The sequence below is a fragment of the Hoyosella altamirensis genome (genome assembly GCF_014191505.1).
In the GTDB taxonomy this organism is placed as follows: Bacteria; Actinomycetota; Actinomycetes; order Mycobacteriales; family Mycobacteriaceae; genus Hoyosella; species Hoyosella altamirensis.
Genome location: NZ_JACHWS010000001.1, coordinates 122,682 through 145,698 on the forward strand (window position 1 = coordinate 122,682; position 23,017 = coordinate 145,698).

Below are 23,017 nucleotides of genomic sequence, written 5' to 3' on the forward strand. Positions count from 1 at the left end.
TCGGACAATATGACGAGAAGAATCCTGCTCTTTGGCGCAACCGGATACACCGGGGGACTGGTCGCGCGAGCGCTTCTTGAACGCGGCGAAGTCCCTGTCCTCGTGGGACGTGACCGCGCGGCGCTCGACAGGCGTGCCGCGGAGATTCGCCCCTCGGACCCGCCGTACACGATGGTTCTCGACGTGCACGACGTCGGGACACTGCGCCGCACCATCTCGGCGGATGATGTCATCGTCACCACCGTCGGTCCATTCCACAGCCACGGCCGTACAGTGGCGGAAGCTGCCGCTGAAGCAGGTGCTTCTTACATCGACGCAGCCGGTGAACCTCCGTTCATCCGGTGGACGTTCGAGAAGCTCGGCACACGCGCGGCGAACCGTGGTGCGCGCATCCTGCCAGGCTTCGGCCACGAGTATGTGACGGGACAGCTCGCCGGAGCGTGGGCGCTGGAGCGTGCAGCCGAGATGGGGGTGCCACACCGTTTGGAGATCGGGTACTTCAGCACTGGCGGGTCGTTGTGTTCGCTGAGCCGTGGAACTATCGCATCCCTCGCTGGATCGAGCCTCGAACGCTCCTACACATACCGGAACGGAATCCGTGCGGAACGGCCCGGTGCGCGAAGCGGTTCATTCCGGATTGGTGGCCGCAAGTACTCGGGGTTCAGTCTTGGGACAACGGAACACCTGACGCTTCCGGAAGTGTCGCCGAGCCTGCAGGAACTCGATGTGTACCTCGGCTGGTTCGGTAAAGCATCTCCGCTGCTTGCGAGCGCGAGTCTTGCGGGCCCACTGATCCGTCGACTGCCCGGAGCGAAACGCGTCGTTTCGACCGTCGGGGCGCGGCTGGGCGGATTTGGCAAGGATGGACCGGAATCGCATGAGCGTGACCGCTCAGGCGTGCTTGTCTCTGCACGCGTCTTTTCGAAGACGAAACACAAGTTGAGCGAAATTACGCTGGCAGGGCCAAACGGATACGAACTCACGGCATCGTTGATGGCATGGGCTGCAACTGTGGAGTCGCACGCCAGTACGCGTTCGGTGCACCGCAGGACCGGCGTGCTTGGCGCAATTCAGGCCTACGGCCTTGGTGTTGTGCGCGATACCTGTCTGCATCTCGGCGTACGGGAAGTAGAGCCGGCCGTCGTGTCGACATAGCCGCTAAGGCCACTGCCCGACCTGTTGTTACGGCTCGGGCTCGGTACCCCGGACTTGTCAGCACAATCCGGGTGCTGGCGATATGCTTCCGCGAGTGCGAAGTCTTGTGCGGAAGAGCAGGGCGCCCGCGGAATCGCTGACGGAGCGACCTCTGTACGCGCTGGTCGGCGTCGTCACGATGCCGAAGCTCAAGCGGAGTCCCGTTCAAGCGATAACGAGGCGCATCGCCGGGGCGATCGTGGCGCTAGTTCTGACGTCTACGCTCGTATATTTCGACCGGGACGGTTACAGCAATTCGACCGTCGAACCGCTGACCTACCTTGACTGCTTGTATTACGCCACGGTGAGCCTGTCCACGACGGGCTATGGCGATATCGCTCCGCTGACGCCTTTCGCGCGAGCTACCAACATTTTTGTCATCACGCCGCTCCGGGTGATGTTCTTTATCTTGCTCATCGGCACGACGCTGGAAGTCCTCACGGAGACTTCGCGGCAAGCCTGGAGAATTCAGCGCTGGAGGCAGCAGGTGCGCAATCACACCATCGTTGTGGGTTACGGAACCAAAGGCCGCACCGCGGTTGACGCAATGATTGGAGACGGCGTGCGGCCGTCCGAAATCGTGGTGGTCGACACGGAACAATCTGTGCTCGACCACGCACAATCACGTGGGCTCGTCACGGTTCACGGATCTGCGACACGTTCGGATGTTCTGAAACTGGCTGGGGCCCCGCACGCGGCAGCGATTGTCGTCGCGACCAATCGAGACGACTCAGCTGTGCTGGCAACGCTGACGGCCCGCGAACTCGCACCTCGCGCGAAGATCGTCGCATCGATCAGAGAGGCGGAAAATACACACCTGCTCAAGCAGTCTGGAGCTGACTCAGTCGTCGTGTCCTCGGAAACTGCGGGACGCCTCCTCGGGATTGCGACAACAACCCCGAACGTCGTTGAAATGATTGAGGATCTGCTGACGCCCGAAGTGGGTTTCGCGATTGCGGAACGACCTGTCTCCCGGGAAGAGGTCGGCGGCTCGCCTCGTCAGCTCCGCGATATCGTGCTGGGCGTGGTGCGGGCGGGCCGCTTGACCCGTGTGGATGACCCGTCCGTGGGTACTGTCGAAAAGAACGACCGGCTTCTCTATATCCGCCGCGCACACGATGACAGGCGACAGTGATTAATGCATTCGAGCTGGCGAACACCCCGGCGCTTTCCAGGTCCGCGTTAGAACGCGCAGCGGAGCTCCGGAGCGCTCCAGATGTCCTCGGAGCAGGCTGGAAGCACGCAAAGGTGCTGTTGCTGAACGAGCAGAATCACGCGTTCGGTACTGCAACCCGGCTGCACCTTCTCGCAGGGCCTGCCGTAGCGGAGGCGCCACCATCGAACGCAATTCTTATTGCCATCGAGGGGGAAGAAGGATCCGGACGTCACGTCTGGGCGCTGCGCGGATCGCTGCCACCAGGCCAGGTTACGACGCTACGTGAGTCGGGCTCACTTCTCAGCCCCCGTGATGCTGGCCTTTTCACTACGGCTCAGGCAGTCCTGAACTGGCATGACGCGGCACGTTTCTGTGCTGTTTGTGGCGGCCCCACGGACGCTATCTCGGCGGGATGGGCGCGCCGATGCCGGTCGTGTGGCCGGGAAGACTATCCGCGAACCGACCCTGCGGTCATTTGCCTAGTGCATGACGGGGGAGACCGAGTACTGCTCGCGCGCCAGCCATCTTGGCCGTCGGGTCGATATTCGCTGCTAGCGGGCTTCGTCGAGGCAGGGGAATCCGCTGAGGCTTGCGTGCACCGCGAAATCGCCGAAGAAGTGGGCGTCGCGGTGCGCGACGTCCGTTACCTGGGCAGCCAGCCGTGGCCTTTTCCGCGGTCGCTGATGCTCGGCTACCACGCGCTTGCAGATCCGGCCGAGCCCATCACTCCCGAACCGGGGGAAATCGAGGAAGCGCGATGGTTCGGTCTCACCGAGGTCGAGTCCGCGGTGGCCGCCATGGCTGCTACCGCAACCCGCGGCGAATCCAGGACTGCGGCTACTGCGTTTACCCCTCCGGGGGCTGTCTCTATTGCGCACGGCATTCTGACAGCGTGGGTACGGGCTCGGCGCGCGTGAGTTCAGTTCGCCAGAATCTGCTTGACCTGCGCGAGTGACGGGTTGGTGGCGGTAGCCCCGTTGGGGAACTTCACAGTGGGTACCACGTGGTTGCCGTTGTTGACCCTGCCAACGAAATCAGCCGCATGCTGGTCGAACTCAATGTCGACCTCTTCGTAAGCGATCCCCGCTGCACTGAGCTGTTTCTTGAGGCGGATGCAATATCCGCACCATGTCGTGGAATACACCGTGATCGGGCTGTTCTGAGAAACTGCTACATCTGTCACGCTGAGAGTGAACCACTTGTTGAGCCCGGACATTCCGGATGCCGCCCGGTGTGTGGGATTCTTCACTGTCGTACCCACCTGCCATGATGGGTGCCATGTCCCGACCTTCCGCGACCAAAGCCCGTATCTCCGCTACTGACTTGCTGGACGGTCTCGACCCGGAGCAGCGCGCTGCTGTCATCGCGCCTCGCGGTCCTGTGTGCGTACTTGCGGGAGCGGGCACCGGAAAGACCCGAACCGTCACTCGCCGAATCGCACATCTGGTCTCATCCGGCCACGTGGCTGCGGGGCAGGTCCTTGCCGTCACCTTCACGACGAGGGCTGCGGGGGAAATGCGCACGCGTTTGCGCGAGCTAGCCGCCACGGGGGTCGCGGATCCATCGTGCGGAACTGTGCAGGCCAGGACCTTTCACGCTGCAGCAATGCGCCAGCTGAGGTACTTCTGGCCACGCGTCATTGGCGAAACATCGTGGCAGCTGATGGATCGGAAGTTCCCCGCTGTTCGGCAGGCGGCCCAGGCTGCCCGCGCATCGACAGATCCGGACAGCGTACGTGACCTCACCGCAGAGATTGAATGGGCGAAGTCGCGTCTGATCGCACCGGACGATTACGCCTCCGCGGTCGTGGAAGAGGGCCGTGACTCACCTGCTCCGCCTGAAATTTTCACCCGTGTCTACCAGAATTACGAGCAGCTCAAAGTCTCCGGTGACACGATGATGCTCGACTTTGACGACCTTCTGATATTCACCGCCGCCGCACTGGAGGAGAATGCGGTCGTCGCTGATGAGTTCCGCGATCGCTACCGCTCGTTCCTGGTCGACGAATACCAGGATGTGACACCGCTACAGCAGCGCGTACTCGATGCGTGGCTCGGTGAACGGGACGATCTTACGGTCGTCGGTGATGCGAACCAGACCATTTACTCGTTCACGGGCGCCACGCCCGCGTACCTACTGAACTTCTCCCGCCGATTCCCCGAAGCTACCGTGGTCCGTCTCGTCCGCGACTATCGTTCGACCCCGCAGGTGGTGGGACTGGCGAACGATGTGATCGGTGCCGCGCGTGGCCGGATCGCGGGTATGCGGCTCGAACTAGTTGGACAGCGGGCGAACGGGCCCGAACCGGAGTTCACTCAGTTCGATGATGAAGCGACCGAAGCCGCGGGGATTGCTGCACGCATCAAGAAGCTTCAGGCACGCGGGGTTCCGGCATCTGAAATGGCTATCTTGTTTCGGATCAATGCCCAGTCCGAGGTGTATGAGCAGGCACTGACTGAAGCGAAGATCCCATTCCAGGTGCGCGGTGGTGAAGGGTTTTTCTCGCGGACAGAGGTAAAACAGGCAATGGGCGCGCTGCGCGCAGCGGCGGACCGGAGTGATTTGCCTGACGACGTGCCGTTGGACCGATTGGTGCGAGCCGTGCTCGTGCCGCACGGGCTTACTGAGGCTGCGCCCCCGGGACAGCAGGCACGGGAACGGTGGGAGTCGCTCGTCGCGCTGGAGCGACTAGCAGCCGACCTGGCCGCGATGCAGCCAAATCTGACGATCAGGGAACTCGTCAGCGAATTGCAGGAAAGAGCCGCGTCGCGCCAGCCACCAGTGGTGGATGGCGTCACCCTCGCTTCGCTTCATGCCGCCAAGGGCCTCGAGTGGGATGCGGTTTTCCTCGCTGGACTGACCGACGGAACGCTGCCCATTTCGCATGCTCTCGGCGACCGTGATGGGACGGGCGCGGAGAACGCGATCGAAGAGGAACGCCGTCTCTTCTATGTCGGCGTGACACGTGCGCGTGAACACCTGACGCTTACCTGGGCGCTTGCGCGGGGAGAAGGTGGCCGCAAAACGCGCAAGCCCTCGCGTTTCCTTGCTCCGTTTCTGCCAGCGGGATCTTCCACCCAGCGCGCCGCCAGTGGTAAGCGGTCTAAAACCACACGGGACCATCTCGATCCGGCGGGGGAGGAACTCTTCGAACGTCTGAAGACGTGGCGCCTTGCAACCGCACGTGACCTTGACGTTCCCGCGTTCGTGGTGTTCACCGACGCAACGCTCACTGCAATCGCTGAGAAACAGCCAGCCGACGGGGCAGCACTCGTGAAGATCCCCGGTATCGGTGCCGCGAAGCTCGAGCGGTTCGGCGCGGATGTTCTCGCGGTCGTCAACGGTGGGGGCGTGGGCTGAGGATGGGCACTCGGGAATGTGTTTGTGCAGCTAGAAAATAGGTTGTGCCTTCTGTAGGTCACGGATTACTCTGAAAACACCCGACACGCGAGGGGCCGGCTACTGCTGGCGTCGAGCGTGTCACAACTCGGGCAGGGCTCACTCTTAGGTGCCTCCCGATCTGACTGAGGAGGAGCGAGGTGGACAACGCAATCGTAGGTGCGATCCATGGCATTGGTGTCAATGCATGGGGCGCGACGGCTGCTGCTCCCGCTTTCCTCGCTACTGCAGGCGACGTAGCGACTGCGCGCCGCCGCGTGACGGCCACCGCCGCAGAACTAGCGGCCATGCAGCCCATCAGCCAGATCGCACCAGGGTCCGTTCAAGGTCTCACAGCGAATCCCCGAACGGCGTAGCCGAGGGATTACCGCCGCACGAGGCCACGGACCGCCAGTCGGATCCGTGGCTTCGGCCATGTCGTCGCATGACAGCCCAAAACATCTGTCACGACGCTCAATTAGCTGAGGCCCCGGTCCGCTGGTCAAGGAATGCACTAAGTCAAACCTTCACCTGAGCCCGAGGAGCACTACCGTGACCATCGACATTGGACACAGAACCGGTGTCGGACTATCCGCATCCGTCGTCCGCGTTCTGCCGGACCGTCTTCGCGCACTCCCGTGCCGACGCGAGGATCCTGACCTGTGGTTCGCTGATAGTCCCGCTGACCTTGAATACGCGAAAACACTGTGCGCAGAGTGCCCGGTGCGTGCGAGGTGCCTCGAACTTGCGCTCGACCGGCAAGAACCCTGGGGCGTGTGGGGTGGCGAGATATTTGATCGCGGCGCGATCGTCGCGCGAAAAAGACCGCGTGGTCGCCCGCCGAAAGCATCACCGGCCGCATGAGGCGCTGGTCCGCCGTGCCGGGGGCTTGTTGAGTCAGTCTGCAACAGCCTCCGGCACCCACTGGCGAACTATCTGGCCGAACGGTACGTGCGCGTCAAGCTGGCAAAGCACGGCCACGGTGCTGATCAGCACCCGGTGCAGCATCATGTACTGCGCGGGCATCGTGAAGGTTCGCGCAGTCCGGAACTCGTTGCCCCGCCAGTTCGAGTATTGAGCGGCGACGCGCTGCATCCATTCCCTGGAGAAAGTGAACGATTCGGCCCGAAGAGGTTCAAGCAGCGGATGCAAGAACTCCGCTAGGTCCTCTGTCTCCGGGGAGCGTTCTGCGGCTAAATAGCCCGCTTCGACCATGTGATCAAGCAGTTCTCCGTAATGCTCACCGACAGCCAGCGCAATCATTTTCGTCAGCTCCGGCGGGAAGCCACCGCTCAAGGACACAATCGCACCGAAGTCGATCACGCCGAGCCGTCCGTCATCGAGGATCATGAAGTTCCCCGGATGTGCGTCCGTGTGAATCATCGACGTGAGCGCCGGTGAGGACAACGCGAACTCTGTGAGCATTTGCGCTGCGTGACTGCGCTGCACCGCGCTGCCGCCAGCGATCACTCGGGATAGCGGCAGACCTTCGATCCACTCCGTCACGATCACCTTGGGCGCACTCGCCACCACCTTCGGGATCCGAATGTACGGACTGTCGGCAAACGCCTCCGCGAAAGTGCGCTGGTTGTCAGCCTCGAGCCGATAGTCGAGTTCCTCGACAGACCTCGCGGTGAGTTCGTCAACGAGCGCGCGGATATCGGTCCCTGGTGCCAGCGGCTTGAACAGAGGAGCGAGGCGGCCGATCTGGCGCAGGTCGGAGCGCAGCGCCTCATCCGCCCCTGGATACTGAATTTTGACAGCGACCTCTCGGCCGTCTGCCCATCGTGCCTTGTGTACCTGACCGATGCTCGCCGCGGCCGCCGGTATTTCGTCGAACTCGGAGACGTGATCGCGCCACGAGGTACCGAGTTGTTGATCGAGGACCCTATGGACCTGCTGCGGGCGCATCGGCGGAGCGTCCCGCTGCAGCTTTGTCAGCGCCTCCCTGTACGGCGCGGAGAGGTGCTCCGGTACGGCAGCTTCGAAGACGCTCATCGCCTGGCCGAGCTTCATCGCGCCGCCCTTGAGTTCACCAAGGACGTTGAAGAGCTGCTCCGCGGCTCTTGCAGCCATTTCGGCGCTCACTTCTTCGCTGCTTTGCCCCGCGATCCGGCGGCCCAGGCCCGCCGCTGCCCGGCCAGCGTAGCCAAGCGGCAGTCTGGCGAGTTTTGCGGTGCGGGCAGCGCGGCCTCGTGGAATAGCAGTCACCCCAACATCATTACTGAAATTGCTGGCCGTGCCCAACTTCCCTGCCAGTCGTGTCCGAAAACATTCGTCAGGCAGCTGAATCCCCGGCGCCGCCCGGCTCGCCTGTCCAGCACGAGCAGAGCGGATGACGCGGCCAGTCCCGTGTCGTCATGGTGACCGTCAGCGGGTCGATCTCCACAGTCGCACCGAGAGTCGCGGGCGGTCCGAGTGGGCCCGGATCGTTCGGCCTCCTAGCAGCGGCGAGAACAAGTTCGACCTGGCTGAGCGCATAGCCTGCTGCCGCGTGGATCGTCGCCGGTGACGCATGGGTGACACTGCCGGTAAGCTGCGCGGCGATATGCGGCCACTCCGGGTCGCGATCGGTTCGGTACAAGTCTGCACACCTGAGGCAGCTGGTAGCGCCGGGGAGGACTAGCGGACCGATTAGTCCGCGCCCGTCACGCACACGCACGGCGAGATGGGGCAGCTGCTCGCGGATGAGGAAGTCATTGAGGACCGGGCTGACAAGCGCAGAATCTGTGAGTACGACGAGGAGCGGGCGTGTTCGCGCGATACATTCTTGGGATCGTTGCTGGTTCGGTGTTGTGAACTTGGTCACCTGAACTCCAAGTTCAGGGAGCGCGCCTGCGAGCACATCGGCCAGGGGGCCCCTTCCCGCCAAAGCAACGGCAGCCGCCTCCGGAGCAGTCGTATGCCCGGCGCCGGCAAGCACTCCAACGTCCCGCAGGTGACTTAGGAGCGTCAGAAAGGACGTGCGGGAAGCGCCCGCGCGCTCACCGGCGCGCACCGCCGCATCGATAGCCATCGTGCCATCCAGGGAACGGAGTATTCGGGCCAGGGCGTCCGCGCTGCACCCCGGTGGCGGTGAGATGAGCAGAGCGGTCTCGGGGTCCCAGCCGATCTGCACATCTCCGCACGGACGGACCAGTACCGGCCTGTTCCGGTCGACGACGGGATTCTGTCGGCCATTCGTGTCAGCCGTCCATGGGGACTGGTTGTCGTGCGTCACATTCCAAGCTTTGCATGAAGCACCGGTGGCTCACCGAAGTTATCCACAGCGCTGGAGCAGGGGGCGGTAAATCACGATTTATCCACAGGCGGACGCGCGGAAGCGACTCTGGGGCGGACGGCTAGCCGCTACATCGCTATCCTTCACATCATGAGCGACGGATCGCGGCGGGGCCGCAAGGCCGCCCCTTCTCCCGTCAGTGCGGGGATTCTTGATCAGCCATCAGTGATTCGGACCGCGCGTCCGGAAACAGTCACAGAGCATGCACTCGGCAAGGTTGAAATTCGCCGAAGTCCGCGAAGGCGAAAAACGATCAGTGCCCGGCGCGAGGGCGATCGCATCGTTGTCCTTGTTCCGAGTGGCCTTTCTGAATCCACCGAGGCTGAATTGGTGGAGCGTATGGTCACGAAGATCCGGAAGGCAGATCAGCGGCGCGATGTACAGCGCGGCGGGGACAACGAGCGGCTCGAAGAACGAGCGCGCCAGCTTTCGTGGCGGTGGCTCGACGGTGCGGCAGAACCGAAATCCGTCCGCTGGGTGCCAGCTATGCGTACTCGGTGGGCGTCGTGCACCCCTGAAGACGGGACGATCCGCGTCAGTACGCTACTTCGCGCAGTTCCGGACTACGTCCTCGACTACGTGCTCGTCCACGAACTCGTACACCTCATCGTTCCGGGCGGGCATCCACCGGAATTCTGGGAACACGTCTACCGGTTCCCACGGACCGAGCGCGCGGTCGGCTTCCTTGAGGCGTACTCACGGATGAGCACCGTCAATCCCGATGGCAACAACGAGATTGGCGAGTGCCGAGACGGCGATCGCGCGGTGGCGGCGGAGCGCTAGAGACTGGCCGGGTCAGGAACCCGCGGTGCCCTCAGGACGTTCGTCATCGTCGCCTTTCTCGCTTTCCTCTGCTCCCCGCTCCGCAGCAGAACGTTCCTGCTCTTCAGTCCGGCGCAACTGTGCGATTGGGTCGTCCTCAAAGGCTGAGGTATCACCGCCGACTACACGGTCAACAAACGCGGCGGGGTTGTCGAGGTCTGACGAGTCAGGCAGCAGGTCAGGGTGCGCCCACACTTTGTCGCGCTGTTCGACTCCGCCGAACGCAACGATCTGGGACCACATTTGAGTCGCCTCACGGATACGACGTGGCCGAAGTTCGAGACCAATCAGGTTTGCGAACGTCTGCTCGGCCGGTCCACCAGACGCTCGGCGGCGACGCAGGTTCTCCGTAAGTGCGGAGGCCGAGGGGATACGGTCCGCGAGCGCCTGCGACACCACGCACTCGACCCAGCCTTCAATAAGGGCCAGCATCGTTTCGAGGCGCTCGAGAGCGGCCTTCTGTTCAGGGGTGTTCTGCGGTTCGAAAGCGCCCTGCTGGAGCAGCTTCTCTAGCTCGGCGGGATTTGCCAGCGCCATAGGGTCCATCCCCCGTGCCGCTTCTTCGATCGAACTGAAGTCAATATGGATGCCCCGCGCGTATTCTTCGACGGCGGCTAGGATCCTGCTACGCAGCCAGGGCACGTGACTGAAAAGTCGCTGATGTGCGGCCTCACGCGCAGCGAGGAAGACGAGAACCTCGCGGTGGGGGAGATCAAGGCCCTCCGCAAACTTGCTGATTGCCTCCGGTAGTAACGCCGCGGTGCCCGCCGGTCCGAGCGGCAGTCCAATATCAGTAGACGTCAGCAATTCCTTCGCGAGGTGGCCAAGGCCCTGGCCTAGTTGCGAGCCGAACGCCGCGCCACCCATTTGTCTGACTATCCCCATCATCGGACCCGCGATTTCGCGAGCTTCCTCCGGAAGGCCTTTGATCCACATGCCCGACATCTGCTCGGCAACGGGATCACAGAGTTGGGGCCACGTGCCGATCGTGTTTTCGAGCCAGTCGTTTGGAGTCCAGGCAGCCGTGCGGGTCGCGCCCGACGGGAGGGTCGTCACGCCGTCAATCCACACATCGACGAGGTGGATTGCGTCGTTGACAGCAGTGCGCTGGCTTTCGCTCACGGGGCTGAACGAGCCAATGTGCTGCCGCGCGATATTCTTGGCCAGCTGGTAATTGACGGGGCTCTGGCCTTGCTGCCCCTGCTGACCCATTGACGAACCCATGCCGGACAGCATCTGGCCGAACTGGCTCAGCATCTTGCCAAGAGCCGCGGGATCGAAGCCACCGGAGCTGAAGCCGAACTGGCCGCCCTCGTTAGGCGGCTGTCCACCCGGCCCGGAACCCTGTCCACCCGAACTGCCGCCCTGGCCACCGCCCTCGCCCCCCTCGTTCTTCTTGCGGCGATCGGGGTCGTCGTCGGAATGGGAAAAACCAAAGGGCGAATCGCTCATGCCTCAACGGTACAAGGCCGCCGTTGTGAGATGGCGGGCAGTCGTGACGCCCTGGGCGAACAAACCCTCCGGGAACTCGGCCAGAGAACCATCTACTCTGGGCGGGGTGAATCGCCGGATCGTGACGCTAATAGCGGCTCTTGTGCCGATCGTGATCTTTGGATCACTGGGCGCGAACATGAAAGTTCCGTATGCGGCGGTCGGTCCCGGGCCGACCTACAACACCCTCGGAACACTGTCTGGCCGCGACATCATCGAGATTTCCGGCATCGAGCCTGAGGACTTCGGCGGGAATCTCAACATGACGACTGTGGCTGTCCGCAGTGAACTTTCACTTTTCGACGCCCTGGGATTCTGGATCGGTGGGCGCAACGGACTCGTCCCACTGGATGAGGTGATACCACCGGGCAGAACCAACGAAGAGGTGCGGGAACTGAACCGGCTGGACTTCGAGCAGTCAGAGCGGCAGGCCGAGCGCGCCGCGCTGCGGCACCTTGATTTTCCATTGGTGGTGGAGGTCGCGGAGGTCAGCGAAACGAGTCCGTCCGCCCGCTTCCTCGAGCCCGGCGATGTGATCACCCGCGTCGACGATGTGGAAGTCTTCTCCGCTGCCGACGTCCCCGCGCAGCTTGACGGTCTTCGACCGGGGGACAGTGTCGAGGTGACCTTCACCCGTGACGGTGAAGCAGGCATGGTCACAATCGCGCTCGGCTCCCATCCAGACGACGAAGACCGCGGCATATTGGGCATCGCTGTGGTCGACGAGCCTCAGAAGGACTTCCAGGTCGATTTCAATGTTGAGCAGGTTGGAGGGCCCTCGGCTGGCCTCATGCTCGCCCTGGCGCTCATCGACAAACTCACCCCCGGGGAACTGACCGGCGGACAGTTCATTGCGGGAACCGGGACTATTGATGCTGAGGGTGCGGTCGGACCCATTGGCGGCATTCGCTACAAACTCGTTGCCGCCCAGGAAGAAGGCGCGAGTGCGTTCCTCGTCCCCGGCGGAAATTGCCGCGAAGCTCTGACCTTTGCTCCTGATGGTTTGACGCTGGTGCGTGTCGATACGCTAGACGATGCGGTGAGCGCCCTAACCAGCATTACGACGGGTGAAGAGGCGCCGACGTGCTGAGACCGTTCACTCTCAGCCGAAGCGGTGGCGGTAGTGGTTTCGTGCAAAGCGTCCGGATTTCCGTAGAGTTGAGAGTGAACACTGAATTGATCGCAGCGGCGCGAGAGTGCCGCCAGGAACGTATGGAGAGGCCCTCGTGGGCATAAGGCCCCCCGCTGGAGTACCAACCCTGTCCCGTCGCAGCCGGATTCTTATCGTGCTCGCCGCTGTCGGCGGCATTTTGCTTGCCGTGGGTCCACGGCTGATCGATACGTATATCGACTGGCTGTGGTTCGGTGAAGTCGGCTTCCGGAACGTATTCACCACCGTCATTTTCACGCGGCTCGCCCTGTTTGTTGCGGTTGGCGTGATCGTCGGACTGATCATCTTCGGCGCTCTCGTCCTGGCGTACCGAAGCCGTCCAATCTTCGCGCCGACCTCGCCGAACGATCCTGTTGCGCGATATCGCATAGCGGTGACGAGCCGGCTCAAAGTCTTCGCGATCGGTGTCCCGGTCGCCATCGGCGTCCTGGCCGGTCTCGTTGGCCAAGGCAACTGGCAGACAGTGCAGCTGTTCCTCAACCGCCAGGAATTCGGAGTCAACGATCCGCAGTTCGGTCTCGACGTGGGCTTCTACGCATTCGCGCTGCCGTTCTACGAACTCGTATTGAACTGGCTGTTCGTCGCCGTTGTGCTCGCTTTCATCCTGAACTTGATCACGCACTACATATTCGGCGGCATCCGGCTCGACAACCGCGACCGTGCGCTGACGAATTCCGCTCGGATCCAGCTCGCTGTTTTAGCGGGAACGTTCATCTTGCTGAAGGCAGTCGCTTACTGGTTCGACCGCTATGGCCTCCTGACGAGCAGCCGCAAGGAACCAACGTTCACCGGTGCGGGATTCACAGATATCAACGCAGTGCTTCCGGCAAAGCTCATACTGCTCGCGATCGCGGTTATCTGTGCCGTGGCCTTCTTCGCCGCGATTGTCCTACGTGACATGCGTATTCCTGCATTGTCAGCAGGGTTGCTCTTGCTGTCGTCGATTCTTGTCGGCGCCGTATGGCCCATGCTGATGGAGCAGTTCTCGGTACGTCCTAACCCTGTTGACCGCGAGGGCCAGTACATCGAACGGAACATTGCCGCGACGCGCGCGGCATACGGCATCGAGCCGGAGCGGATCGATTACGAAAGCTGGGCGGGCGTGGGCAGCCGCTCACCGAGCGACGATCCTGCCGATATCACGACGATTCAGAATATCCGCTTGCTGGACCCCGCGATCCTCTCGCGGACCTTTACCCAGCAACAGCAGCTGAAGAACTTCTATGGCTTCCCCGAAGAGCTCAACATTGACCGGTACGCGATCAATGGAACCTTGCAGGACTACATCGTGTCGGTCCGCGAGCTCAATCCGCGCGGACTTGCTGCCAATCAGCAGGACTGGCTGAACAAGCACACGGTGTACACCCACGGCAACGGCTTCGTTGCGGCACCGGCGAACCGCGTCAACGCGGCGGTCGGCGACGTTGACGGTGCTGACGCGTCAGACAGCGGGTACCCGATCTACGCCGTCAGTGACCTGTTCAACGAGAGTGACATCATTCCCGTTGACCAGCCGCGGATCTATTTCGGCGAACTCATCGCGCAGATGAATCCGGACTACGCGATCGTTGGAGAGACGGAGCAGGCCGGCGCTCGCGAGTACGACACGGACCTCGAGCAGTACACCTACACCGGCGCTGGTGGTGTAGCCATCGGCAATTGGGCGAACCGGCTGGCGTTCTTCGCGAAATACTCCGAGCGGAACATTCTGTTCTCCGATGCTGTCGGGCCTGACTCGAAGATCCTCTTCAAGCGTGATCCGCGGGACCGTGTCGAGGCCGTTGCCCCGTGGCTGATCCCCGACAGCAACACGTATCCCGCAGTGGTCAATGGTCGCGTCGTCTGGATCGTGGATGCGTACACGACGCTGGACAACTACCCGTACGCGCAGCGCTCGACCCTCGACAGTCTCGTCGCCGACAGCACGGAGTCACTCCGTCCGCTGCCGCCCGAAGAGGTTTCCTACATCCGTAACTCCGTGAAGGCGACAGTGGATGCCTACGACGGCACTGTCAATCTCTATGAGTGGGACGAGGAAGACCCTGTCCTCAAGGCGTGGATGGGCGTGTTCCCGAACACCGTTGAACCGAAGGATTCGATCGACGACGAACTCCGGGCGCACTTCCGGTACCCCGAGGATCTGTTCAAGGTCCAGCGCGAAATGCTGTCGCGCTACCACGTCAACGATCCACGTGAGTTCTTCACCACGAACGCGTTCTGGTCAGTGCCAAAGGATCCGACGGTCGAGAACAATCCGCCGGACCAGCCGCCGTACTACATGCTGATGGGCGACCCCGAAACAGGTGACCCAACCTTCCAGCTGACCAGCCCGATGGTGGTGTTCAACCGTGAGTTCCTCGCCTCGCATATCTCGGTGAATTCTGACCCAGAGAACTACGGCCAGTTCACGATCCGGAGACTGCCAACTGACACTCAGACACCGGGTCCGCAGCTCGCTCAGAACTCGATGGTTACCGACACTCGTGTGGCGACCGATATCACTCTGCTCGAACGGGCAAACCGGCTGCACTTCGGTAACGTGCTGACGCTCCCTGTCGGCGAGGGCGGAATTCTCTACGTCGAACCCATCTATACCGAGCGTCGCGGTGCGGCAGACAGTGCCTTCCCACAGCTCGCCCGCGTGGTCGTGAGCTATCGAGGTGAAGATGGCCGAGTGCGAATCGGCTACCACGCGACGCTGGCCGGTGCACTTCGCCAGGTCTTCGATACACGGACAGCTGGCCTGGCAACCGCCCCTGGCGGGGATGCGGTCGAGGCTGAAACCGCTGAAGAAGCCGGCGTAGACATCGAAACGGAACTGCCGATCGACGAACAGGCAGCGGGCGTCACTGATGGTGTCGAGGAGGAGACGGTCACTCCGCCTCCTGCTCCGTCCCCACCAGCGGATGGTGCTTCCGACGACGTCGTTGCTGAACTTGATGCGGCACTCGCCGCGCTTCGAGATGCCCAGCGCAACGGTAACTTCGCTGAATACGGCGCAGCACTAGATCGCCTTGAGCGAGCAGTGCAGTCGTACGAGCAGACCGGGGGGAACTAGCACCCAGGTGTAACTCAGGCGCACGCGCTTGAGGGTTCGAGTCAGCATCAGCCGAGAGGCGCCGCAGTCCTGCTGCGGCGCCTCTCGTTTTTATCCGCGAAATTGCCTGTGGCCTGGCCATATTCGGCCGATTTGCAATCGCAGAACGCGTGCCTGTAACCTTGGGTTCACCAACGCGGGGTGGAGCAGCTCGGTAGCTCGCTGGGCTCATAACCCAGAGGTCGCAGGTTCGAATCCTGTCCCCGCTACTACCAAAACCCCCTTCCAGTCTCAGGACTTGAAGGGGGTTTTTCTTTGTGTCTCTCCGCTGATCGTCAGGATGCTGGCGACATTTTCCGGACCAGCATTGCGCGAATGGTGTCGGTCAAGATCTGCGCGGAGACACTGGGATCGATAGCGCGCTGTAAGCCGAGTCCAATCCCGAGGCTCAGTAGTGCGGTCGCAACATCGCCAGCGGGCATGTCGAGTTCGAGGTCGTAGGACTCTGTGGCTGCGGAGACGAGTTGAGTGATCACTCTGCGGATCTCGGCAGCGTCGCTGCTGAGTTGCTGTCGCAAGAGTTCGTCCGCGCTGGCCCGAACGGCGAACTCTGCTTCCAGGGTTGACCACTTCTGGTCGCCAATGGTGCGTTCCGACCAGGCAGCGAATGAGTCCAGAAGCTCCTGAAACGAGGTGGCCGAAGAAACTTCCGTGACCAGCGCAGCGGCATGATCTGCCCGAATGTGGCGGAGGACCTCACGACACAACGCATCCTTGTTTTTGAAGTTCGAGTAGACAGCGCCTTTTGAGAAACCGGCTTCGTCGGCGATAGCCTCGAGTGACGTTGCGGCATAGCCCTGTGCCAGTAGCATGCGTTGAGCGGTTTCGATCAGATGTTTTCGTGTTTGCGCCTGGCTTTCTGCGCGGCTCATACGAACCATATTCGACTCCTCGACCAGCATCCCCCGCCAACCAACCTACCGGGGGAATTCAGATACTGCTAGTATTTGTCCTAGTTGGGCGTCGCTCGTGGTGCCGCTTCGTTAGACGCTGCCCGAAGGCGACGGTAGCGTCGAGACTGCGGGCAGACGCACAAGGGACACAGAAGCGCCGGACACGGTGAGACCGGATGATGCATCCTGCCGCCCGGTCCCATTGCTGATGCGGCACGTAAGGAGTTGGACCCATGAGGAGGCGTTACCCGCAGATTCCGCTCGATAGCTCGGTAGTGGTCATCACAGGCGGAGCGAGGGGGATTGGACGTGCTACGGCTGAACTTCTCCACGACATCGGAGCGATCGTCTGGATCGGCGATATCGACTTCGAGCAGGCCCAGGCGACGGCGGACTGTCTTGGGCCCGGAGCGTTCGCTTTCCCGCTTGACGTGACATCCAGACAGTCGTGGGCGGAGTTCAGGGAAACCATCATCGAGCGGCACGACTACATCGACGTGCTGATCAACAACGCGGGAATCATGCCGGCGGGGGGCTTTCTTGACGAGCCGGATGACGATAGCTTCGCGACGCTCGATATCAACACAATGGGGCTCGTCCTCGGAATGCGGGCAGTCCTGCCGACGATGATCGAACATGGCCGTGGCCATGTGATCAATGTTGCGTCTATGGCGGGGAAGGTGCCGATCCCTGGTCTTGCCGTGTATAACGCGAGCAAATACGCAGCTGTGGGGCTTTCAGCCGCCGTGCGCGCGGAGTTTGCGGGCACCGGCGTGAGCATCAGTACAGTGTTGCCGTGCGCGGTCAGGACTGCGCTGAGTTCGGGTATCCCACTCGGACAGGGGCTGCCCACAGTCAATCCTGAGGATGTCGCCGCCGCCATTGTGCGCAACTGCGCAACTCGTAAGGCAGAAGTGGCGGTCCCGGGCTATGCAATCGTGTGGGACGCCCTCCGTGCGGTCGTTCCGGAGCCGCTGTTGCGCACCGCGATGCGGCTCCTCCGTGCAGATCGCGTCCTCACAGCTGTCGATGATGGGCAGCGTGCCGAGTACCGGTCTCGCATGCGGCAGCACGTAGGAGCAGTCACGCGCGGTGGCAGGATTACCAGCTAGCCGTCGCGACGGCGACCGCAGCTTCGCTGTCCGCCGAAGTTCCGCTCGCGCGGCATAGCTAAATCCGGGCATATCACCACCCGACTCGGACCGGGATTCTCCGATGCCGTATCGTGACTAGGCACACAGTAGCGGCGGCGCGATACGCATCTGGCTGAGCTACTTCGGGGGTCCCAAAAACCGTGCATGTGGCTCATTGTCACCACGGGTTTTTGGGAATTGGGTGCGTAACACGGCCAGGTTCGTTATCGTGCCGTTATAGATAGCTTAAGGGGGCGGTTCTTGGCCGGGAAGTCCACCGACGGATCGAAAGTGGTTGCGGCAGCTGAAAGTGGCAGCACAAGTCAGCGACCAGCGAAGTCGGGTAAGTCCGCCGCAATAGCGCGCACGTTCGGCAAGGCGCGAGCGCGCATCCCTGATAGTGCGTTGACGGTTTTGGTGGCCGTCGCGTCGACTATTGTTGCGGGGACCCTTGCTGCCCAGGTGAGCGCGGGTAGTTCGACTGACGCCGCAGAAGCGCGTGCCGCCGTAGCTGAAGTGCCCCGGCATGACGTCAGCACTGCGGGTGCTCAGTCGCCGCTTCAGCAGGCCGCTGTGACGCCGGAATTGCCTGAACAGCAACAAACCACCAACCCCACTGACGAACCGGCCGCAGAAGCGGCTGCAACGCCAAATGAACCTGCTGGTGCTCCCGCGGCGGACCCGCTGGGGAGTATCGCGCTGCCAGAGAGTGTCGCGCGTCCTTTCGCTATCGGGCCCACTTATGGCGGGATAGTGACGTCTGACTTCGGTCCTCGATGGGGGCAGTTCCACTACGGACTGGACATTGCTGCGCCGCTCGGCGCTGCTGTCCTGGCCGTAACCGACGGCGTCGTGCTCGAATCGGGTCCCGCGCAGGGATTCGGCCTGTGGGTGCGGGTGACTCAGGATGACGGCACGATCGGTGTGTACGGTCACGTCGACCGGTCACTGGTGACGGCCGGGCAGCACGTCAAGGCAGGCGAGATGATCGCCACTGTGGGCAGCCGAGGCCACTCAACCGGCCCGCATCTGCACTACGAGGTGCGAAAGACCGACGGGACCCCCATGAGTCCGCGTCACTGGCTCGCGCTGCGCGGCGTGTGGCTGAACTGACGTCAGCTCTGCTCCGTCTGCGTGTTCAGTCCAGTCCGCTGAGCAGAGCGTCCTCCTTCTGACTCCCAGCTTTGCTGTGCAGCGAGTCCTTCTTGGTGTCTCAAAAGGGTTGATGACTGGGGGTCCAGTAGGTCAGCCACCGTGGATACATCGTGCGGCTGTGCGGCGACCCGCAGGATGGCATGCGCGGTATCTGATGAGGCCTCAGGGGATATCAGAAGGATCGCTACGGTCCTGCCGTTGACGCCTTGTACATTCAGAGTCTGGCGCGCCTGGAAGCGATATCCGTCGAGTTTCACGGGGTGTCCGTTGATGGACACACTCGATGGCGCGAGAGGCCATTCCTGCCGCGAGTACGCGACTCGGCCGATGCGTCCAAGGATCGGATCAAGCGCGTCCTGAAGGGCAGGCATCTCGCTGGCGAGGTCGTTGCTCTGAGGCCACCACGCGCCGTCGACTATCCCTGTCTGGGAACCACCGGGCTTCATGAGCAATCGTGGGCTTTGTGTGGGGAGGGTTCGTTGTAGCGTCATTGCGACGCTCCGATCCGAGCCTGTTCGATCAGGCTGATTCGTGACGAGGGACGAGGGCGAGCTGCCCTTGATGCGCTAGCTCGTCACACCACGACTGTACGCCGTTCACCTGTGCTTTCTCTGGCAGAACGACTGCGGCCCTGGCGGAATTTGATGTTCGCCAGGGCCGCAGGAGTCGCGGTGCTGTTACTTCAGTTCTGCTGAGGACTTGTTCAGCAGGCGGCGAGCCACGATGAGCTGCTGGATCTGCTGGGTGCCTTCGAAGATGTCGAGGATCTTCGAGTCCCGCGCCCACTTCTCGAGCAGCGGCCGCTCTGAGTAGCCAAGGGAGCCAGCGAGTTCGACAGCGCGAAGTGTGATTGCCGTGCCAACCCGGCCGGCCTTCGCCTTCGACATGGAAGCCTCGAGCGAGTTGGGCTTCTTGTTGTCAGCCATCCAGGTGGCACGCATAGCCAGCTGGTATGCCGATTCCCAGTCTGCCTCTAGTTCGAGGTAAGCGGCAGCCGCAGCGTGCTGTGTCAACGCGGGCGCGTTGTAGTCGATCTCGACACCAGCTTCGCTGAGGATCTTGCGCAACTCCTCGAGGGCTGCACGTGCGACACCGATGGCCATGCCGGCGACGAGCGGACGAGTGTTGTCGAAGGTGGCCATAACACCGCCGAAGCCCTTTTTGACGTCCACCTCAGGCGAGCCAAGGATGTGGTCCTTCGGGATGCGGCAATTGTCGAGAATGATCGTTGCGGTGTCGGATGCGCGGATACCTAGCTTGTGCTCGAGACGCGCAACGGTGATGCCGGGCGCATCCTTAGGCACAACGAAGGACTTGATTGCGGCACGCCCGGCGGACTTGTCCACCGACGCCCACACCACGACGTGCGTGGAGCGGTCACCCGCCGTCACGAAGATCTTTTCACCGTTGAGCACCCACTCTTCACCGTCGAGGACAGCGGTGGCTGTCACGGCAGCGGAGTCGGATCCGAAGCTGGGCTCGGTGATCGCCATGGACGCCCACACCTTGCCGAACCGCTCGAGCTGTTCATCGGTGGCGACGGCGGCGATAGCCGAGTTGCCCAGACCCTGGAAAGGGATCGCCAACGTCAGTCCCACGTCACCCCAGCACGTCTCGATGACGTTGAGCAGGGCGGACATGTTGCCACCGTTGATGTTGCCTTCGCGTGCTTTGTCACCGCGGCCCAGCGTTGCGCCGGACGCGGCCTGTCCAGCGTCGGCCATGCCTTCGACGAGGCTTGCCATGGTGTCGAGCTCAACTGGACGCTCGTGCTCGAGCAGGTCGTATTTGCGTGAGATGGGGCGGAAAATCTCCGCGGCGGCTTGGTGTGCCTGATTCGACGCGGCCACCAGCCTCTTGGGGAGTTCGAGATTGATCATGAAAATCTCCAGGCTTGAGGAGGGGAGGACTAGATGACGACGACGCCTTCAGCGACACCAACGGCCCGAAGGTCGCGGTACCAGCGTTCGACGGGGTGTTCCTTGGTGAAGCCGTGGCCACCGAGGAGCTGGACACCGTCGAGACCGATCTGCATGCCTTTTTCGGACGTGAGCCGACGGGCAAGGGCAGCTTCGCGGGCGAACGAGACGCCCTGCTCAGCGCGGGACGCGCCGCGCCAGGTCACCAGCCGCATGCCATCAAGTTCGATGCCGATATTCGCAACCATGAACGCAACGCCCTGCCGGTGACTGATTGGCTCACCGAACGCCTCACGCTCGTTGACGTAAGGAATGACGTAGTCAAGCACGGCCTTGCTGGTGCCGCACGCGAGCGATGCCCAGCCGAGGCGTGACAGTTGAATGATGTCCTCGTAGTCCTTGGCGCGACTCGCGGGGTCACCATCGCCCAGCAGTGCGGATTCCGGAACGACGACGTTATCGAGGTTCAGGCGCCCGATGCCAGCGGCACGCAGTCCCATGCTCGGGTCAGCTTCGACAACCAGCCCAGTCGCATCGGATTCCACGATGAAGAATGCGGGCTTGCCACCGAGTTCAGCAGCGACGAGGAAGAGTTCGGCGGACGATGCGATAGGCACCAGGCTCTTCACACCCTGCAGGGTGTAGCCGCCCGCAGCGCGGTTCGCCTTCGTCTCGAGTGCGAATGGGTTGAACAGCGCTCGTGGCTCGTTCACGGCGACGACGGCGCCGGGGACGTTCTCACCAGCGAACGCCGGAAGGTAGGTCTGCTGCTGCGAATCGTTGCCGTACTGAGTCAGCGCCACGGCGAAACCGCTCGGCGCGAGAATCGGCAGGGCAAGTCCCATGTCGCCATGCGCAAGTGCCTCGGCGACCAGGGCGTTCGTGATCGCACCACGTTCAGAAGCAGCACCTTCGAAGTCCTCAGGGACATTGATCAGCGTGATTCCGAGTTCGGCCGAACGCTTGATGAGATCGGCTGGTGCTTCCGAAGCGCTATCCGCGTCGGACGCGGCAGGGCGGAGGATTTCCTCCGCGAAGTCGGAAACAGTCTCGACGATCATCTGTTGTTCGTCGCTGAAGGTCAGGTCGTAGAGACCCTTCTTCTTCGCCTCGGAATCGGGGAGTCGCTTCGGCTTGCCGCCGCCCGAGACCTTCTTGAAGGTGCGGGTTGCGGTGCCGAGGGTGCGGAAGCCCGTCTTGGTGGCTTCGTATGCGACCCGATCGATTGGCTTGCGGAGGTTGTACTTTTCTGCCAGCTCTGAACCGGTGAGCGAGGTCAGGACACGCATTGCGGTGCCGATCGCGTCGCGCTTCACCGGGTTCAGGCCCACAGCGGAGGTGGAGCGCCTTGACGCGCCGCCTGAGGAGTTCTTCTTACTCATGATCTCCAGCTATTCCTGAGAGAAGGGTCATTGTGTGGTCGCTATCTTACCCGCCGGTAAGGTCGAAGTGCGCGGGGCCGGCGATTTTGTTGCGCGTGTGTTGCGAGGGTCACCCCAGGGCACTCAGTGTGATGTCCTGGAGCAGGCCATTTGTTGCGACGGCGCTGCCTCCATGCGGCCCCGGGACGCCTTCGAGAGAGGTGAAGTGGCCGCCCGCTTCGCGAACGATGATGTCGAGCGGCGCCAGATCCCACAGCGACACCTCGGGCTCGGCGGCGATGTCGACCGCTCCTTCGGCGACCAGGCAATAAGAGAAGAAGTCTCCGTAGCCGCGCAGGCGCCACACCTGATCGGTGAAAGTGATGAGCTTGTCGCGAATGCCCCGCTCCTGCCAGCCAGAGAGGCTGGAGATGCTGAGGCTCGCGGCGGAGGGGTCACCGACCTTCGATACTGAGATACGTTCCGGCTGCGCGCTGTGCAGTTGCCGGAAGCTTCCCTGGCGGGCGGCCGCCCACCAGCGCCGGCTGAGTGCGGGCGCGCTCACCACGCCGACAACGGGGATGCCGTCCTCGAGAAGCGAAATCAGCGTGGCCCAGATCGGCACTCCGCGCACGAAGTTCTTTGTACCGTCGATCGGGTCGATGACCCATTGACGCCCTTCGAAGGTCGCGTCACCACCGAACTCTTCCCCGAGCACAAGGTCGCCGGGCCGCTGGCGGGCGAGGTATTCGCGCGCCATCTTCTCGACGGCGATGTCAGCGTCGGAGACGGGCGTCAGGTCGGGTTTGTCGTCGACTGCCAGGTCAAGCGCACCAAAGCGAGCGAGTGTGATGGCGTCAGCGCGATCAGCGATATCGCGGGCGACAGCGAGGTCCGCGGTGAAGTCGGTCATGAGGGAAACGCTACTCGTGCGCTTCACGGGGGCGCGTGAATGTCCTTATTGAAA

General features: G+C 62.4%; 20 protein-coding genes and 1 tRNA gene. 12 read left to right on the forward strand and 9 right to left on the reverse strand.

Annotated elements, in window-relative coordinates; translation table 11 throughout:
• Window positions 1-9: 9 nt before the first annotated feature.
• From FHU29_RS00575 to nudC, 3 genes are all read left to right on the forward strand, one after another.
• The gene (locus FHU29_RS00575) at window positions 10-1,155 is read left to right on the forward strand and encodes a saccharopine dehydrogenase family protein (protein ID WP_064440690.1); all 1,146 of its coding nucleotides are present in this window, start codon (window positions 10-12) and stop codon (window positions 1,153-1,155) included.
• Window positions 1,156-1,237: 82 nt separating this feature from the next.
• Window positions 1,238-2,329 carry a potassium channel family protein gene (locus FHU29_RS00580; RefSeq protein ID WP_064440691.1) on the forward strand — a complete coding sequence of 364 codons (1,092 nt, stop codon included), beginning with the start codon at window positions 1,238-1,240 and terminating at the stop codon, window positions 2,327-2,329.
• Entirely contained in the window at window positions 2,329-3,267 is a 939-nt protein-coding gene (nudC, locus tag FHU29_RS00585) for an NAD(+) diphosphatase (protein ID WP_064440771.1), read from the forward strand. Before FHU29_RS00580 ends, nudC begins: the two co-directional genes overlap by 1 nt.
• A 2-nt stretch (window positions 3,268-3,269) precedes the next feature.
• On the opposite strand, the gene FHU29_RS00590 is transcribed toward nudC, so the two are convergent.
• The gene (locus tag FHU29_RS00590; RefSeq protein ID WP_064440692.1) at window positions 3,270-3,566 is read right to left on the reverse strand and encodes a mycoredoxin; all 297 of its coding nucleotides are present in this window, start codon (window positions 3,564-3,566) and stop codon (window positions 3,270-3,272) included.
• 50 nt (window positions 3,567-3,616) lie between these two features.
• Here FHU29_RS00590 and FHU29_RS00595 point away from each other — a divergent pair, with 50 nt between their 5' ends.
• The 3 genes from FHU29_RS00595 (at window position 3,617) to FHU29_RS00605 (ending at window position 6,592) form a co-directional block, all read left to right on the forward strand.
• Complete coding sequence (locus FHU29_RS00595) at window positions 3,617-5,710, forward strand: ATP-dependent helicase (protein WP_064440772.1); 2,094 nt, start codon at window positions 3,617-3,619, stop codon at window positions 5,708-5,710.
• A gap of 179 nt (window positions 5,711-5,889) precedes the next feature.
• Window positions 5,890-6,105 carry a hypothetical protein gene (locus tag FHU29_RS00600; protein WP_064440693.1) on the forward strand — a complete coding sequence of 72 codons (216 nt, stop codon included), beginning with the start codon at window positions 5,890-5,892 and terminating at the stop codon, window positions 6,103-6,105.
• A 235-nt stretch (window positions 6,106-6,340) separates the two neighbouring features.
• A complete protein-coding gene (locus tag FHU29_RS00605; RefSeq protein WP_064440773.1) occupies window positions 6,341-6,592 on the forward strand; it encodes a WhiB family transcriptional regulator in 252 nt (83 codons plus the stop codon).
• Window positions 6,593-6,625: 33 nt separating this feature from the next.
• On the opposite strand, the gene FHU29_RS00610 is transcribed toward FHU29_RS00605, so the two are convergent.
• Window positions 6,626-7,939: an ABC1 kinase family protein gene (locus FHU29_RS00610; RefSeq protein WP_064440694.1), complete on the reverse strand. Its 1,314-nt coding sequence runs from the start codon at window positions 7,937-7,939 to the stop codon at window positions 6,626-6,628.
• Between the two features lie 67 nt (window positions 7,940-8,006).
• Window positions 8,007-8,948: a hypothetical protein gene (locus FHU29_RS00615; protein WP_064440695.1), complete on the reverse strand. Its 942-nt coding sequence runs from the start codon at window positions 8,946-8,948 to the stop codon at window positions 8,007-8,009.
• A gap of 150 nt (window positions 8,949-9,098) precedes the next feature.
• On the opposite strand from FHU29_RS00615, the gene FHU29_RS00620 reads away from it, so the two are divergent.
• Complete coding sequence (locus tag FHU29_RS00620) at window positions 9,099-9,791, forward strand: M48 metallopeptidase family protein (protein WP_083962353.1); 693 nt, start codon at window positions 9,099-9,101, stop codon at window positions 9,789-9,791.
• A 12-nt stretch (window positions 9,792-9,803) separates the two neighbouring features.
• On the opposite strand, the gene FHU29_RS00625 is transcribed toward FHU29_RS00620, so the two are convergent.
• Window positions 9,804-11,282: a zinc-dependent metalloprotease gene (locus FHU29_RS00625; protein ID WP_064440696.1), complete on the reverse strand. Its 1,479-nt coding sequence runs from the start codon at window positions 11,280-11,282 to the stop codon at window positions 9,804-9,806.
• Window positions 11,283-11,388: 106 nt separating this feature from the next.
• Here FHU29_RS00625 and FHU29_RS00630 point away from each other — a divergent pair, with 106 nt between their 5' ends.
• From FHU29_RS00630 to FHU29_RS00640, 3 genes are all read left to right on the forward strand, one after another.
• On the forward strand, window positions 11,389-12,411 hold the full coding sequence (locus FHU29_RS00630; RefSeq protein ID WP_064440697.1) for a YlbL family protein: 1,023 nt from the start codon (window positions 11,389-11,391) through the stop codon (window positions 12,409-12,411).
• Window positions 12,412-12,547: 136 nt separating this feature from the next.
• Window positions 12,548-15,550 (forward strand): UPF0182 family protein, encoded by a 3,003-nt coding sequence (locus FHU29_RS00635; RefSeq protein WP_074390875.1) that lies wholly within the window; start codon window positions 12,548-12,550, stop codon window positions 15,548-15,550.
• A 174-nt stretch (window positions 15,551-15,724) separates the two neighbouring features.
• Window positions 15,725-15,798, forward strand: a tRNA-Met gene (locus FHU29_RS00640).
• 66 nt (window positions 15,799-15,864) lie between these two features.
• Here FHU29_RS00640 and FHU29_RS00645 read toward each other — a convergent pair.
• Window positions 15,865-16,470 carry a TetR/AcrR family transcriptional regulator gene (locus FHU29_RS00645; protein WP_064440698.1) on the reverse strand — a complete coding sequence of 202 codons (606 nt, stop codon included), beginning with the start codon at window positions 16,468-16,470 and terminating at the stop codon, window positions 15,865-15,867.
• A 245-nt stretch (window positions 16,471-16,715) separates the two neighbouring features.
• Between FHU29_RS00645 and FHU29_RS00650 the strand changes: the two genes are divergently transcribed.
• Complete coding sequence (locus FHU29_RS00650) at window positions 16,716-17,594, forward strand: SDR family oxidoreductase (RefSeq protein WP_064440699.1); 879 nt, start codon at window positions 16,716-16,718, stop codon at window positions 17,592-17,594.
• Window positions 17,595-17,876: 282 nt separating this feature from the next.
• On the forward strand, window positions 17,877-18,728 hold the full coding sequence (locus FHU29_RS00655) for a M23 family metallopeptidase (RefSeq protein ID WP_232322978.1): 852 nt from the start codon (window positions 17,877-17,879) through the stop codon (window positions 18,726-18,728).
• Between the two features lie 2 nt (window positions 18,729-18,730).
• On the opposite strand, the gene FHU29_RS00660 is transcribed toward FHU29_RS00655, so the two are convergent.
• From FHU29_RS00660 to FHU29_RS00675, 4 genes are all read right to left on the reverse strand, one after another.
• Window positions 18,731-19,261, reverse strand: coding sequence for a DUF5994 family protein (locus tag FHU29_RS00660; RefSeq protein WP_064440700.1), 531 nt, complete (start codon window positions 19,259-19,261; stop codon window positions 18,731-18,733).
• A gap of 186 nt (window positions 19,262-19,447) precedes the next feature.
• Entirely contained in the window at window positions 19,448-20,650 is a 1,203-nt protein-coding gene (locus tag FHU29_RS00665) for an acyl-CoA dehydrogenase family protein (protein ID WP_064440701.1), read from the reverse strand.
• A 29-nt stretch (window positions 20,651-20,679) separates the two neighbouring features.
• Entirely contained in the window at window positions 20,680-22,071 is a 1,392-nt protein-coding gene (locus FHU29_RS00670) for an acyl-CoA dehydrogenase family protein (protein WP_064440702.1), read from the reverse strand.
• Window positions 22,072-22,180: 109 nt separating this feature from the next.
• Window positions 22,181-22,963 (reverse strand): inositol monophosphatase family protein, encoded by a 783-nt coding sequence (locus tag FHU29_RS00675; protein WP_064440703.1) that lies wholly within the window; start codon window positions 22,961-22,963, stop codon window positions 22,181-22,183.
• Window positions 22,964-23,017 lie beyond the last annotated feature (54 nt).